A 15908-nucleotide genomic window follows, 5' to 3' on the forward strand; every position below is an offset into this window, starting at 1 on the left:
TTCCTGCGCTTTGCGATCGCGTCACTCGTGCTGCAAACTGCAAGGCAAAGCGATACCGCTGCTTGCGACGCAAGCATCCAAATTCCTGCAGTCCAACAGTCGATAAACTGAATTACTCGCGCTTGGCAACGGCGTTGACACGAAGCCTGAATGCTTCTGAGCGCAGCGAACGCTCATAGTCATCGCGGAAGGTGGCAGCGCTCGGCTCGGCTGCGGCAATCGCATTGATCTGTCGTTTCAACGAGATAACCGTATGCGGTTCACAGGCTGCGATAGCGTCTGCATATTCGCGAACCTTGGCCGGCAACTGCTCGCGCTCGACCAGTTCGTTCAAAAAGCCGATGCGCAGCATCTCTTCGTCATCGATCGCCGCGGCGGTCAGAAAAAGCCGCTTTGTTTCGCTCGGCCCCAATTGGGCAACATAGCGCCGTAGTCCCCCCGGGTAGTAATGCAGGCCGAATTTCGCGGCCGGCATGAACATGCGCGAATTCCGTACGCCAATCCGAACATCGCAGCACAGAGCCAGGTCGGTAGCACCGCCATACACACTGCCATTCAGTGCGCAAATGGTCGGCAGTGGGTAGTTCTCCACGGCGTCGAGCAATTCTTCGAAATTGCGATCCAGTTTTTCGACGAGCGCCTGAATGGTGTATCCGGAGCTGAAGGTCTTGTCCCCACGCCCACTGAAGACCACCACGCGGATGTCGCTGCGCTGTTGAATGTTGTCGAGATGCGAGCGGATTACAGCGATATCATCGGGATCGATCCGATTGTGTTCCCGTGGACGCTGAAGCAGTATCGTCGCGGTCGCGCCGACACACTCCAGGCTCGGGCTCTCGTCAGACATGTTGTTTATCAGTCTCATTTTTTCTGCCTGCCATTTTTGCAGGCCCCGTTAGAAGGTTTGGCAACCATGCGGCGATCGTCGCGAAGCGAACCGCGCGCGATGAACGGCATCACGATTGCAGGAAACGGCATTACGCCGAAACGCCGACGCTTGCTGCAGCGTCCTGGTACTGGGCGATGACGCCGTCAAGCGAGAGTTGTTGCAATTCATGGTCGGAATAGCCGAGTTCGGCCAGCACTTCGAAAGTATGTTCGCCAAACATCGGCGGCGGCATGCGCACGCTACCCTCGGCGAAGGCGGCAAGCTTGATCGGATTGGCGACCTGCTTGAGCGCGCCTAGCAGCGGATGCTGTACTTCTTCGACCAAACGACTGTGCTGGACCTGCGGGTCCTTGAAGACATCGGACAAATTGTTGATAGGTCCCGCCGGAATGCCGAGCTCTATCATTTCTTTCGTCCAGTCCATTTTCGTACGCAGCTTCAGTCGCGCTTCAATGATCAGACGTAGTTCGTCGCGATGCTGCATGCGTGCGGCGTTATCGACAAAGCGAGGATCCCGGATCAGCTTTTCCAATTGCAGAAGCTTGCAAAGCTTGATCCACATATCCGGCGTCGCAGGAGCAAGATTTAGCGGGCCGTCCTTCGTCTGAAAGACTCCATAGGGAGCGATGACGGGATGAACATTGCCAGTCAGCTCAGGCACCTCGTTCAAACTGAGAAAACGCTGTCCCTGAACCCCGAGCAAGCTAACAAGACTCGCAAGCAGAGAAGTTTCGACACGCTGACCGCGTCCGGAGTGCTGTCGGCTCAACAGTGCGGCGAGAATGCCCATCGCGGTCCACATTCCCGAGGTCAGATCGCCGATCGCGATCCCTGCGCGGGTCGGCCCCGTTTCCGCTTGCCCCGTCAGGCTCATGAGTCCGGAATAACCCTGAGCAATCTGGTCGAATCCGGGCCAGTTGCCCATCGGACCGTCACGGCCGAATCCGGTAATGCTGCCAAAAATGAGCTTGGGGTTCACCGCTGCCAATTGGTCATAGCCCAGCCCCATGTCCTCCATCACGCCCGACCTGAAATTTTCCACCACGACATCCGCGCCACGGGCTATTTGACGAATCAGCTCAAGCCCATGGGCGTCGCGAAAATTCACCGCGATGCCGCGCTTATTGCGGTTCGTGGATAAATAGTATGCGCTTTGACCCCGGTCGAATGGCCCCCAGGTGCGAATCATGTCGCCCGAAGCCATGGGCTCCACCTTGATGACATCCGCCCCGAGATCCGCAAGGATCATTGAACAGAATGGGCCGGATAACGCACGGGTCAGATCAAGAACCCTGATTCCTGCTAGTGGCAAGGCCAAGTTAGTCTCCTTATCGCTCCAATCGACAGCCGAGTCTTACGCAAATCTATTACGCGGCCAATTATTTTCAAAGTATATTCTGAAACTTCAGTTTGTAAATAAAATATTTTTATAAGCTATTTTTGTATTCTTAATTGGATGAATCAAATTCTTTATTTCAAAGATCGGGTAGAATCAGCACTGAAAATACCGACGAACCTGAGAGGAAAAAGCGATGCAGTTGGCCAGGGAAAGCGCCGTCGAAAGAGTCCGACGTGAACTCGAATACGAGATCAACAATGGGATACGCCCCCCCGGTGAGCCGCTGGACGAAACCGAACTGATGGAACGCTTCAAGGTGTCCCGTACGCCGGTCCGGACCGCCATTCTTCAGCTGGCCTCGCATGGACTCATCGCCATCATTCCCCGCTCGGGAACGTATGTGGCGCGCATGTCACCGCAGGAACTGTTGTCGATGCTGGAAGTCCTGGCTGAAATGGAAGCAGCGAGTGCCAAACTTGCAACACGCCGGATGCGCACAGAGGATCGCCAGAAACTGAAAGCACTTCATGCCGAAGCGGAAGCAATCGCCGTGAGCGAAGATTCGGCAGCCTATGAGCGCTATAACGCCGAATGGCACGGGATGATCTATGCCGCTTCTCTCAACGCTTATTTGACGGAACAGATCTTGTCGATCCGTCGCCGTACCAAGGTGTATCGTCGCAGCGTCTTTCAGGAACAAGGGCGAATCAAAACGTCTTATAGCGACCATGGGAAAATCGTGGAAGCCATTCTTGCCGGCAATGCCGAAGAGGCGTACCGCCATATGCATGAACATATCTCCGGCTCCAGCAAAGATTTCCTGGAATTACTTGCCCGCATTCCGGGGTTGATGGCCGACGATCAGGCCACGCCTAAACGTGCGGTTAAACGAAAGTAATTAACAGTTTCCGGTTGAGACCGAACTAGAAAACAATCCGCATACGCACAATGGCAAGAGTCCTTTTGGATCCTGCCATGGGCGGAGCTTTAATAAAAAATCGCCATTCCTTTAAGAGCAGAAATCCGGGATGAATAGTTTTAATCAGTTTTTAAACAATGCAACCGCGTTGATGAATGAAATACGCCGGCTGTTACCGCCTCCGCCACCGGAGATCGATTGGGAAAATACCATTGGATTTGTGTGGCGACGACACGGTAGCCAAGGCGCCGGTCCGGGTCATCTGGAACCGGTGCTTCATCCGCAGCTGATTGATATTGACGATCTGCAGGGCAATCAAGACAAGTTCGAACGGATTGAACAGAACACACGACAATTCGTTTCTGGACGGCCTGCCAATAACGCATTGCTTACCGGAGCCCGTGGCACGGGCAAATCGTCCATCGTTAAGGCACTGCTTAAAAAATATGCCGATCAGGGCCTTCGCCTGATTGAAGTGGAAAAGGAATTGTTGACGGATCTGCCCGCGATTGTTGCCGCGATCCGCACGCGGCCGGAACGATTCATCATCTTTTGCGACGATCTGTCATTCGATGCCGAAGAACCCGGCTACAAGGCGCTTAAGGTCATGCTGGATGGGTCGATCACCGCCCCTTCCGAAAAGGTGCTCATTTACGCGACATCCAACCGGCGCCACCTGGTGCCGGAATATATGCGTGAAAATACCGAAGTGGCTGTACGAAACGGCGAGATACATCAAAGCGATTCCGTCGACGAGAAAATTTCCTTGTCCGAGCGCTTCGGCATCTGGGTGCATTTTTATCCATTTGAGCAGAATGAATATCTGGCAATCGTCGAGCACTGGCTATTGCGATTCAATCCGAATCTTGAGTTCACAAAAAGCATCGAAGACGAATCGCTTGGCTGGGCACTCCAGCGCGGCTCACGAAGCGGTCGTGTGGCATTGCAATTCGCCCGGGACTATTGCGGTCGCAACCCAAGCTAAGTTTTTTGTCGGCCTGCTCTACATCGACGGCAGCGGATCAATGCATGCCACGTGTGACCTGGTCGCTCCACTCGAAGGCAGACAACTGCAACAGATACAGATCCTTGCATGAGAGATTCAGCTCAGCGAGAGATTGCGCCAGCTTGCTGCCAGTGCCTTCATGCCACTCGGTCTGCTCAGCAAGGCGTAATAGTTTGCCGAAGTAGCCTTCGCGCTGAAGCAAAGCATCAGCGACTTCATCGATCACGGGAATCTGTTGAACGATATCGGCCATCGGCATCGAAAACAGGCTGTCCATCAGCGACATGATCCCCACCGTAAAAGCCGTATCGGCAAGCCCACGATTGCCGGGTCGCATTCGTTGCGCGACAAGTTCCATCAGGCGACCGCGTGTCGTGGCCTGCATCATCAAGGGAATGACTGCTTTGCCCGATGCATCCCGTTCCGCATACAGCATGATGTGGAGCCAGCGTTGAAGCTGGTTGCGGCCGATTGCGATCAGCGCCTGACGTAGGGATTCGATCCGGTGCGTACTGATTGCAGGTGTATTGACCAGCCTGAGCAGGTTCAACCCCAGCGTAACGTCGCCCTTGATCGCGTGCTCAATGACCGAGTCGTCGGCGTCCGATGCCAGCATCGCCATCAAATCGATAACAGCCAGTTGCGATGGCGAGAGCTTCTTTCCTTCGAGGATGTGCGGCTCGGCAAAATGATAGCCCTGGAAATAGTCGAATCCCAGTTCCAGGCACTCCTGATACTGGTCCATGGTATCGACCCGTTCGGCGAGCAGCATTTTTCCATGCGTCTTGAACATGCTGGAAAAGTGGCTCAATTCTTCCCTTTTGCGAAAAGTGACATCGATACGAATGCCATCGATATAGGGAAGAAGCTGCGGGCTTTCGCCCGCGTCGGCGTCGGCATCAATCGCGAGGGCAAACCGGAAACCTTGCTGATGGAGCGCGCTTATTCGTTCGATCAATGCCGGCGTGACTTTCGGACCAGGGGCAAGTTCGAGAATGATTTGCTTTGCCGGCAGAAAGTGGAATATGTCGCTCATCAGCGCCTGCGCATCGATGTACAGCACGCCGATGGTATCGCCGAGTATGCGTCCGAGTCCATGCTGACAGACATCCTCCAGCACCGAGGCGTTTGCGGGTTGCTCGCCGTCGAGCGCCACGGCCGCATCGGCTTGTTCGTGCGCTTGGCAAAACAGCAGTTCATAGGCTGCCAGTTGCTTATGGCGATCCACGATCGGACGACGGGCCATGAAGAAGTCCGATGCGAGCAATACCCGATGCGAACTACTGAACGTGACACTGATGCTCATCATTTCACCTTTTTCCCATGAGCCTGCATGACCGGCATCAACTGCTGACGCACCTGAAAGGATTAACGGCTCGTAAAGCATGCAACTTGAATGGTGCGATGCGTCACGCCCTGCTTGCCCCTTACCAGCTATCGAGCCGATCACCCCAGCTGGTCATGTCGCGCGCATAGAAACGATAGGCATCTTCATTGTCGCCCAGTCGCGCGAGGTCGAAAATGAACAGCGCGCGTCCGATGCCGCGGCGGCGGAACCCTTGATTGCGTTTGCGGACGATCGCATCGCGCCATGCCCCGAGGTTGACATAGGTGTAATTGTTACGGCCTTGAGGCAATTGACGGAATTGCACATCGGCCTCCAGCGCGACATGCGTATGCCCTTCCACATGCAGCCGCAAGCCCAGCTTGCGATAGGCCTCGGCGAACGCGGGCAACTCCAGCAAACGCTTGTCCGTGATATCCCTTTCCGGCTCTTGCACTTTTGCCATCAGGCGCATCAGCGAAATATCCAGCCAATACCATTTGGGTTTGGTCAGCAAGGACAATACATGCAGGCCAAGGCGCGTCGATTTCCATGCGCTGTCCCAGGTCGCGTCGTGCGCGAGCCAGCCGACCAGGCTTTCGCGAAAACATTGCAAGACCTGGTCATGCAAGCCCTTGGCGCGTGGATCGCGGCGTGCCAGGCGGCGCGATTCGCTCAACAGGCGAACAACGGCGGAGACCGATGGCCGGTATAAATCCATTTCGTCCAGGAGTTTGCACAAACGATCCGCGCCCGGCATGGATTTGTCGATACGTTCAGCGGTACACCAGATAAAGTGCGACAGCATACCGGCAGCCACCGTATCGCCGAAACAGGGCTCGCTGAACGGGAGATATTTTTCACGGCGCCAGGCTTCGGGTGTCCAGCCCCGGTCGGGGCGCCACCCGGGCGTTGCCCGGGCGTTGTCGGCATCACGCCATTGGCCGTGCGTGGCGAGCATCCGCAAGCCGGTATCGGCGACGTAAAAAGGCAGCAAGGGATACATCTCGTCCGGCTTGCCACCCATCTGTGCGGCAACCCAGCTGCGGTAGCTGTCAGGGATGTCGATGCCATTCAATCCCAGGCATTCTTCGTAAAACAGTTGGCGCGCATCCGACACCACCTGCAATTCCTTGTCATGGTTGCCAACGATAGGAATGATGCTGACCCGGACACCGCTCTTGCGCAACATCGTCACGCTCTGGCGCATCCAGTAAAAAAAGCCGGAATACGGCTGACGGCTGTCGTCCGGTCGCTTGCGTGCATGGATGCGCACGATATCGGCCATGATATCCATCACGATGCCGGCAAAGTCTTCATGCTCGCGCTGCCAAGGATAGACCTTGGCCTGCGCCCATTTGCTGCTGCGGATCAGGTCGACGATATCGCCGTTGAGAATCAGCAGTAGCTCCTCGATACGATGCGAAGACGGCGTCTGCGCCTTGTCGCCGGGATTGCAGACGGCGAATTCCAGTTGTTCGAAAAACAGTTGCCAGTCGGTTTCCGATGCGGTCTGGTTGCCCACCGTGCAATCGGTGCAATGGATGTCGCTGATCAGCACGCACAGGCGGTTGGTGCGAGTCGACGTCGACGGCCACAGGACCAGCCCAGGAGGCAGACCGGCTTTGTCCATCTCAGTCATGGCTGTGCTCCCGCAGGAAGGACAGCAGATGCGGAAACACATCCGTGGCGACATCCTTGCCCATGAAAATATCCTGATGGCCATAGCCGGGCACGACATGCAGCCTGTGCCTTCCGGGTACGATCTTTTCCAGCATTTCGTGGCAATGGATATTGGAATCGGCGAATACGCGGTTATCCTGCCCCTGCACGAAGAGAATCGGCGTATCGATCTCTGCCGCGCTGGCGGTGTAATCATCGGGCAGCACCGCATACCTTGGATTGCCGGGATCGAACTTCACCGCCCGATGCCCACTGGTCACCATCTTGTGCACATGCCGGTAGTAATGCACGCTGACGCCGCCGAACAGATCGCCAAGCCGGTCGTGCGTGACCGGCAGCAGATTGGCATGGTTGAACAGCGCCGGCCGGCCGCTGCCCCACATGAAGCTCAGCATATGGCATTCGGGTGAATCGCATTCCTGGTGCACCAGGCCGGCGCCGAGCGCCAGCAGCTTGCCGATGGACAGGCCGCGTTCGCGGCGCCAGCCCGGATTGTAGTATTCAATGCCGAGCAGGTAATCGGAAGCCCATGGCCCCAAGCCCAGCTTGTATTGCGACCATTTCGGCACATACAGCGTCAAGGCCACACTGTTGAGGATGACGCTGGTTATTCCCTCTATCGTTTTGCCGAACAGGCTCATCGCCATCGTCAGCGCACCGACGCAATGCGCGATGACATGGATGCGGCGCTGCGGGCCGATGTGGCGACGCAGCTCATGCAGCGCCGCCGGATGATCGAACAGCGCAATGTCATCGAAGGTATAAGAGCTGCGCGCAAGATTGTAGGGAAAGCGGCAGCTGCCACGATAATCAAGCGTCCAGACCTCGCCGTAACCTTCATCGAGCAGCGTCTGCACCAGGTTGCGATGCTCCGGCATGATGAACATGTCTGACGAACTGGTCAGCCCGTGCACGACCAGCACCACATCGTCGCAAGGCTTGCGCGCAAAGCGGGTCAACTCCAGCCGCAAGCCATCCGCCGTCAGAAATGGATGCACGCTGATATCGGCTCCGCTGACGCCTTCCGTCGTGAATTTTGCATAGACCCGTGATGGCTGGCGGGGTGCAGGAGGAAGGTGCGGGCCATAGACATCCCACAGCTTTCCGGCAAAGAAGCGGCCGAACGCCAGCAAACCGTGTGCACTGGTGCTGCCGTCGCGATCGGTGGCGCGCAATCCGCGTAGTACCTGCATGAAATCCAGCAGGCCGAGGCTGACGATGCCGGTCGCCCAGACGCTGCCCTGCGCAGGCTGTGCGGGATCGACATGACCGCGATAGATATTAACGAACAGTGTCGTGGTGTCTTTCCATGCATCGAGCGGCGCATCGTGCTGTACCTGCTTGTTGCCGACGAAGGTGATGGCTTCGCCCCGCGGTGTCGTGCAATACACCTGGTAATACATGACCTTGCGGTCGCGGTCGGCAGTATCCGGCATCAGACGGAAAGTGCCAGACTGCACCGGGCACACGCCGCCGAACAATGGACAATCGACATGCCCGCTCAGGGTTCCCGCATGCTCCGGTTTATCCAGGAATGCGCCGAGATCGCCGATACCCACCGACACATGCAGCGCCAGAGCATGTCCGGCCGCTTGGCCGTCGCTGTAGCCGTCTTCAAACGTGGTGGCTTCGGCGCTGACATAGCCTTTCATGACTTCGGCAAAATGGATTTGTACACCCTGCAACTCGCTCGACATCGACATCCGCTCCCCGGTTAGTGTGTTTTTGCAGACAGATTTACAGTCCGGCATCCGGCGCATGGCCGGTGATTCCCTCGGCAATCCATTCGGACAGGGCGGTAATGGTGGCTACCGGGTTGGCGCCGAGCGCGGTCGGCACCAGCGAACCATCCGCCACATACAGGTTGGTGTAACCGAATACCTGCCCCCGGCTGCCGGCCGCCGCGCTGACCACGCCTTGTTCCGGCGTATCGGCCAGCGCGCAGCCGCCCAGCGGATGCACGGTCACGTTATTCTTCACCGGCCACAACCAGGTCGGCATCGGAAGAAAATGCGTGCCGCCGATGAAGCGCGTGAAGCGCTCGCCCAGCCGCAGGATCGCGTCGTACAGCGGACGGTTGCTCTCCTGCGGCCAGTCGATATCGAGATAGCCTGCCTTGTTCAGGCTGAGCACGCCTTTTGCGTTGTCCAGGCCCATGCACAACAGCACCGCGCTGTACTGGGACAGGTCATGGGAAAACAGTTTTTGGATCAAAAAACCGACGCTGCTGTGCTTGCGTCCCGGATAGTACCGATCGAACGCATACGCCAGCAGCTGCGTGCAGCTTTGCCACAGCTTCTGAATCGGATTCATCATCGGGCCAATCGCCGCGGCCGCCCAGCCGACCTGGCTTGGATAGCTGGCATCTTCGAGCAGAAACGCTTGCTTGCGATCGAGGTTGTCGAACAGCTTGTGATCGGTGTACTGGGTGATTACCGGACCATAAGTGGAATTGACTTCTTTCTTGCCGTCTATCGCAAACGCGAGGAAGTCACCATTGCCGGAAAACCGCTGGCCGAGGCGCGACGACAAGCGCGGCAGCGTGCGGTGAATGTCGCGATTGCGAAGCAAAAGCTCGGTGGTTCCCAATGTGCCGGCCGACATGACCACGCGCCGCGCGGTCACCGACTGCAGTTCCCCCCGCGCGAGATCGCGGTAATACACGCGGAACCCGAACTGACCGTCGGCTTGTGGGTCGTCGGACTGTAGCGCATCGAGCGGGACGATGCGCTCCACCACCGATTGCGTGCGCACGCCCATGGCGTAACGATGCCGGGCCACATGCAGATAATTGTGATCGACCGAATTTTTCGCCTGCACATTGCAGCCGATATCGCATTCGCCGCAATAGGTGCAGGAAGTCTGGAGGGCGCCATAGCGGTTGGCTTGCTGCACTCCCAGCGGCAGCGCTTCGCCGCTGCGCTTGTAGGTATAGTCGTTGCCGAAATAAACGCAGATGTCGGCCAGTCGGGTCGGCAGTCCGGCGCTGTGGGCGAAAGCCTGGAACTGTTCGGTGCGCTTGATGTAGCGGCGGTCGTCGGGCCCGCTTGCCGGCGGTACCGGACGCGCACCCAGGACCTGCTGGGCAACCTCGTAATACGGCATCAGGTGCTCCCGCCGCAGGCCGCCCGGCCAGCCTTGTTCGAATACTGCTTCGGGCGGACGCAGAAAAACGTTGGCGTAGATATGTGAACCGCCGCCATAGATCGCCGACGTCACGGTATCGATCTTGTCGAAATGCCGGATGTCGAACATGCCGGCAAGATGGCCACGCTGTGCCTTGCGGCGCTTGACCGCGCGCGGCCTGCGCACCGTATCGCCGTCCGGACACCAGAGGTTGTCTGCCATGTCATGCGGACTGCGCGGAAAGGCGCCCAGCGGATACTCTTTTCCGCGTTCCAGCAGCAAGACCTGGCCCGGCCAGCGCCTGGACAGGCGCGCCGCCATGACGGCACCGCCAAAACCGCTGCCGATGATCACAGCTTCATGTTGCAGTTCGGTGTGCATACTGCGCTCCCCAAATGTTCAAGCTTTGCGCTCCGACCTGACCGTGCCAGTCAAGGCTGGCGCGCGTGTCTTCCATGCATGCTATTGCCAGGAAGAAACCCCGCGCAACGCCGCAGGGAAGCGTCCGGTACAGTCATCAGAATCGGACTGAATTGTTTCCAAACGTTTCCAAATGTTTCTGAATGTTATTTTATTTCCAATAAGAAATGGTAATTTTTTTGCATATACCGATTGGCGCGGGTTCAAGCCGTCACGATTGTTAGGTATGCTGCTAAGCTTGAATTGTTTCTACTGTGTAACTTTTAACTCTCGGGTGAATCGGGATGAATTTGGGGTCTCGCCGGCTACGGAATTGGAGCGTTTTACTGCTGCTTGCGGTATTTGCCATGCTCGGGCACGCGTCCGAGTTGCGGGTCGATGACAAAGGCATAGGCAAGCCGCTGAACCTGACGCCGCACTGGGACGTGCTTGAAGACGTGGAACGGCGGTGGACCATCAACGAGGTCATCGGACCTGAAGTGAGCCAAGGCTTCCGCCGATCCCGGCAATCGACGGACTCGCTCAGTTTCGGTCTGAGGCGCTCGGCGATCTGGCTGCGCATCACGCTTTCCAATCGCTCCGAAGGCCACATCGAGCGCCTGCTGGAAGTACCGTTCACCCATCTGCATTCGGTCGAACTGTATGTGCCCACCGAACGCGGGTATGACCGCATCGCAACTGGACACTCGCTGCCGTTTGCCCAGCGCCCGGTCAATCACCGCAACTTTGTGTTTCCGCTGCATCTGCCGTCCGGATCCTCGTCAACGTATTACCTGCGCGTTGCGTCGGAAACGTCGCTCGATATTCCGACCAAACTGTGGGAAGCGCCGATCTTCAATCAACAAAGCCTGCATGAATACATAGGCCAATCGCTGTATTTCGGCATGCTGCTCGCGCTCGGCTTGTACAACTTCCTGTTGTTTACCTCGCTGCGCGACCGCACTTACCTGTATTACGTGCTGTTTGTCGCGGCCAATGCACTGTCCATCGTCGCGTTCAGCGGTATCGGCTTCCAGTTCATCTGGCCGGAGTCGCCCGGTTGGTCGATGATCTCTTCCATGATCGGGTTTGCCTCGACCGGGTTCACCTTGCTGCTATTCCAGCGCCGATTGCTGTCCACCTACGACACCGTGCCCTGGCTGGACCGGGTAATGCGTGCATTCCTGGTGCTGAATATCCTGCAGATGATCGGTTTCTGGGTGCTGCCTTACCACAAGATCATCGGCGTCGGCATTACGCTGGATGCAGCCAACATGTTGCTGGCCCTGATCGTTGGCGTGGTCAGCAAGCTGCGCGGCCAGCGCAGTGCGCGTTTTTTCCTGCTGGCGTTCAGCTGCCTGGTCGTTACTGCGGTGCTGACCGCATTGCGCAGTTATGGCGTCAAGGGCATTCCGAATTTCCTGGCGGTGTACGGCATGCAGATCGGCTCGGCACTCGAAATGCTGCTGTTGTCGCTGGCGCTGGCCGACCGCTTCAACCAGGTCAAGCGCGAAAAGGAAAGTGCCCAGCAGCAGCTGGTGGACAGTCTCAAACGTTCTGAGCGCATCCTGGAACAACGCGTGACGGAGCGCACCGCCGAACTCTCGCGCATCAATCAGGATCTGCGCGAGCATGAACGCGCGCTGAAAATCGCCAAGGAAGGCGCCGAAGAAGCCTCGCGCATGAAATCGGCATTTCTTGCCAACATGAGCCATGAAATCCGCACGCCGATGAATGCAGTGATCGGCATGGCCTACCTTGCCTTGCGCACCGAGCTGAACGGCAAGCAGCGCGACTATGTGGAAAAGATTCATCGCGCGGCGGTATCGCTGCTCGGCATCATTAACGACATCCTGGATTTTTCAAAGATCGAAGCCGGCAAGCTGACGATAGAAAACACTGATTTCTCGCTGCATGAAGTGCTCGGCAATGTGACTACCGTGACCAGCCAGCGCGCCAGCGAAAAAGGCTTGCGTTATCTGTTCGACGTGGCGGAAGACGTGCCCGTGCATTTGAACGGCGACCCGTTGCGACTGGGGCAGGTGTTGATCAACCTGATGAGCAACGCCATCAAATTCACGCCCGTAGGCCAGGTGCAGTTGCGCTGCCGCGTGGTGAGCAGCAGCGCCGACGCGGTGGAATTGCGCTTTGAAGTCGAGGATACCGGCATAGGTATGACCATCGAGCAGCAGGGGCGCTTGTTCCATGCGTTCAGTCAGGCCGACGATTCGACGACGCGCAAATATGGCGGCACCGGCCTCGGGCTGGCGATCAGCCGCCGGCTGGTCGAAATGATGGGTGGCAGCATGAGCTTGCACAGCGAAGCGGGAGCCGGATCCACCTTTGGCTTTTGTCTGCGCTTTGGCCTTGGCTCATTGACGGTCGCCACCCTGCCCGGCTTGCCCGAGCGGCTGCTGGGCTGCCGCGTGCTGGTCGTCGACGACAATCCGGCCGCGCGCGAAATCCTGAGCGACCTAGTGCAAGGATTTCATCTGCATGTCGACGCGGTCGAAAGCGCGGCGCATGCCTTGACCGCGATCCGCCGCAGTGACGGCAGCCAGCCCTACGATCTCGTGCTGGCGGATGTCGGCATGCCCGGCATGAACGGACTGGAGCTTGCCTCGGCAATTGCAGACAGCGAGCTTGCGCATCAGCCGAAAATCATTCTTGTTACCGCATTCGGCCGAGACGATGTGATCCGACAGGCGGAGAACGTTCCGGTGGCGGCGGTACTGTTCAAACCGATCGACCAGTCCCGGCTGTACGATACCTTTGTCACGGCGCTTGCGCAGGACGGCGCGGCGCAGTCGTCTCAAACGGTACGCCGTACGCTGCCGCGCTTTGATGGATCACGCGTGCTGCTGGTCGAGGACAACGAAGTCAACCAGCAGATCGCACGCGAAATGCTGGCCGCGACCGGCCTCCAGGTCGACGTCGCGAATAACGGCCGTATCGCGCTTGAAAAGCTGTTTGCCGGCGGACCGCATGCCTACGACCTGGTACTGATGGATATTCAGATGCCGGAGATAGGTGGACATGCCGCTACCCGCCGCATTCGCATGGATCCGCGTTACGCCGGCCTGCCGGTGCTGGCAATGACCGCCCATGCGACGGCGGAAGAGCGCGCCGAATGCGTGCGAAGCGGCATGCAAGACCACATCACCAAGCCGATCAACCCGGACCACTTCTACCAGACGCTCATGCATTGGCTAACACCGCCCGATGTGCTCGCATCCGACTCGAGCAGCGTTGCAACGGCGATCGAACCGCTTGATGCCACGGTGCGGTCCGCCGCTGCCGGATTGGACCCCGACATACCTGTCGACATACCCGGCTTCGACACAGTCGACACCCTGCACCGGCTATCGAACGATGTCGATCTTTACCATCGCGTGCTGGAAATGCTAATACCCAGTTTGTCAGCCAGTCTGGGCCAATTTTCCTCGGCGGCCGCAGCAGGAGACCACGCGGCAGCAAGATCGGTAGTGCATACCGTACACGGAATGGCTGCCAATGTCGGCGCTATCGAGCTTGCCGAATATGCAAGCGAACTAGAGGAAATTCTCGCCAGACGCGAAGCCCGTCCGGAACAGCTTTCGCGCTTTCACGATCTGGTCAAGCAGACGCTGTCGCTGGTCGAACAGGGTTTGGCGCAACGGAAGGTGGCTTAGCACCCCTGCGCGCTTTATCGCTCCAATGCGATGTCGCTTACGTTATAACCATGTAATTACAGCCTGAGCTTTCGCGGCAACCGGGTATTTACCGTTGACATCGTCAGCGGCGCAGCAGTCGCGTCGCCACGCCATCCCATTTTGGTGCATGAATCATGCGAAAATACGATTCGTTAAAAGCTTGCACTATTTTGAGGATTCATTATGAAATACACCTCCGTCGATCAGTTCCTGCAGCATGTTGCCGAACGCAATCTGGGCCAACCGGAATTTCTACAAGCTGTCACCGAAGTGATGGAGAGCCTATGGCCTTACATTGAAAAGCACCCCAAGTATGCCGAGCAGGGCTTGCTTGACCGCTTGGTCGAACCTGAACGCGTGGTCATGTTCCGCGTCTCGTGGGTCGACGACCATGGTCAGGTGCAGGTTAATCGTGGCTACCGCATTCAGCACAGCATGGCGATCGGCCCTTACAAGGGAGGCATCCGCTTCCACCCTTCGGTTAACTTGTCGGTGCTGAAGTTTCTGGCCTTCGAGCAAACTTTCAAGAACGCGCTCACTACCCTGCCCATGGGCGGCGGCAAGGGAGGTTCCGATTTCGACCCCAAGGGCAGGAGCCCTGGCGAGGTGATGCGCTTCTGCCAAGCCTTTGTGTGCGAACTGTTCCGCCACGTCGGCGCCGACACCGACGTCCCTGCCGGCGATATTGGCGTCGGCGGCCGCGAAGTCGGCTACATGGCCGGCATGATGAAAAAGCTCAGCAATCGCGCCGATTGCGTGTTCACCGGCAAGGGTCTGAGTTTCGGCGGCTCCCTGATTCGTCCTGAAGCGACCGGATATGGCACGGTATATTTTGCGGACGAAATGCTCAAAACTCGCGGACGCTCGTTCGATGGACTGCGCGTCAGTGTCTCCGGCTCTGGCAATGTGGCGCAGTATGCGGTGGAAAAAGCGATGAGCCTGGGTGCGAAGGTCGTTACGGTGTCCGATTCCAGCGGCACCATCATCGACGAAGATGGCTTCACGCCCGAGAAGCTCGCCATTTTGATGGACGTGAAAAACCATCACTACGGCCGCGTGAACGACTACGCCAAGCGCACCGGTGTCCGCTTTGAAGCCGGCGTTCGTCCCTGGCACGTTCCGGTAGAAGTGGCTTTGCCGTGTGCCACACAAAACGAACTGGATATCAAAGACGCCACTACCTTGATCAAGAATGGCGTATTGTGCGTGGCCGAAGGTGCCAACATGCCCTCCACCATCGAAGCCGCGAAGGCATTCGAGGCGGCCGGCGTGCTGTACGCTCCCGGCAAGGCCAGCAATGCCGGTGGTGTCGCCACGTCAGGTCTGGAGATGAGCCAGAACGCCGAGCGCATGTCCTGGCCGCGCGAGGAAGTAGATGCTCGTCTGCTGCAAATCATGAAGGGCATCCACGCGGCTTGCCAGCAATACGGCAAGCGTGCGGACGGCAGCCTGAGCTATGTAGATGGGGCGAACATTGCAGGATTCGTCAAGGTGGCCGACGCCATGTTGGCACAAGGCGTAATCTAGCGGG

Annotated in this window: 10 protein-coding genes; 4 read left to right on the forward strand and 6 right to left on the reverse strand. The window is 57.7% G+C overall.

Annotation, left to right across the window (positions count from 1 at the left end):
- Positions 1 to 112: 112 nt before the first annotated feature.
- A complete protein-coding gene (locus tag D3871_RS23135) occupies positions 113 to 847 on the reverse strand; it encodes an enoyl-CoA hydratase/isomerase family protein (protein ID WP_158598026.1) in 735 nt (244 codons plus the stop codon).
- Between the two features lie 130 nt (positions 848 to 977).
- Positions 978 to 2207 carry a CaiB/BaiF CoA transferase family protein gene (locus tag D3871_RS23140; protein ID WP_119771362.1) on the reverse strand — a complete coding sequence of 410 codons (1230 nt, stop codon included), beginning with the start codon at positions 2205 to 2207 and terminating at the stop codon, positions 978 to 980.
- A gap of 214 nt (positions 2208 to 2421) precedes the next feature.
- Between D3871_RS23140 and D3871_RS23145 the strand changes: the two genes are divergently transcribed.
- Positions 2422 to 3126 carry a GntR family transcriptional regulator gene (locus D3871_RS23145; protein WP_119771363.1) on the forward strand — a complete coding sequence of 235 codons (705 nt, stop codon included), beginning with the start codon at positions 2422 to 2424 and terminating at the stop codon, positions 3124 to 3126.
- Positions 3127 to 3256: 130 nt separating this feature from the next.
- Positions 3257 to 4132, forward strand: coding sequence for an ATP-binding protein (locus D3871_RS23150; RefSeq protein WP_119771364.1), 876 nt, complete (start codon positions 3257 to 3259; stop codon positions 4130 to 4132).
- Positions 4133 to 4169: 37 nt separating this feature from the next.
- On the opposite strand, the gene D3871_RS23155 is transcribed toward D3871_RS23150, so the two are convergent.
- The 4 genes from D3871_RS23155 to D3871_RS23170 form a co-directional block, all read right to left on the reverse strand.
- Positions 4170 to 5462 (reverse strand): EAL and HDOD domain-containing protein, encoded by a 1293-nt coding sequence (locus D3871_RS23155; protein WP_119771365.1) that lies wholly within the window; start codon positions 5460 to 5462, stop codon positions 4170 to 4172.
- Positions 5463 to 5580: 118 nt separating this feature from the next.
- Positions 5581 to 7119 (reverse strand): hypothetical protein, encoded by a 1539-nt coding sequence (locus D3871_RS23160; RefSeq protein ID WP_147376880.1) that lies wholly within the window; start codon positions 7117 to 7119, stop codon positions 5581 to 5583.
- Positions 7112 to 8857, reverse strand: coding sequence for an alpha/beta fold hydrolase (locus D3871_RS23165; RefSeq protein ID WP_119771519.1), 1746 nt, complete (start codon positions 8855 to 8857; stop codon positions 7112 to 7114). Before D3871_RS23165 ends, D3871_RS23160 begins: the two co-directional genes overlap by 8 nt.
- A 40-nt stretch (positions 8858 to 8897) precedes the next feature.
- Positions 8898 to 10667, reverse strand: coding sequence for a GMC oxidoreductase (locus D3871_RS23170; RefSeq protein ID WP_119771367.1), 1770 nt, complete (start codon positions 10665 to 10667; stop codon positions 8898 to 8900).
- Between the two features lie 323 nt (positions 10668 to 10990).
- Here D3871_RS23170 and D3871_RS23175 point away from each other — a divergent pair, with 323 nt between their 5' ends.
- Positions 10991 to 14356, forward strand: coding sequence for a 7TM diverse intracellular signaling domain-containing protein (locus tag D3871_RS23175; protein ID WP_119771368.1), 3366 nt, complete (start codon positions 10991 to 10993; stop codon positions 14354 to 14356).
- A 204-nt stretch (positions 14357 to 14560) separates the two neighbouring features.
- Positions 14561 to 15904, forward strand: coding sequence for an NADP-specific glutamate dehydrogenase (gene gdhA / locus D3871_RS23180; protein WP_119771369.1), 1344 nt, complete (start codon positions 14561 to 14563; stop codon positions 15902 to 15904).
- The last annotated feature ends 4 nt before the right edge of the window (positions 15905 to 15908 follow it).

Source organism: Noviherbaspirillum saxi, assembly GCF_003591035.1.
In the GTDB taxonomy this organism is placed as follows: Bacteria; Pseudomonadota; Gammaproteobacteria; order Burkholderiales; family Burkholderiaceae_D; genus Noviherbaspirillum; species Noviherbaspirillum saxi.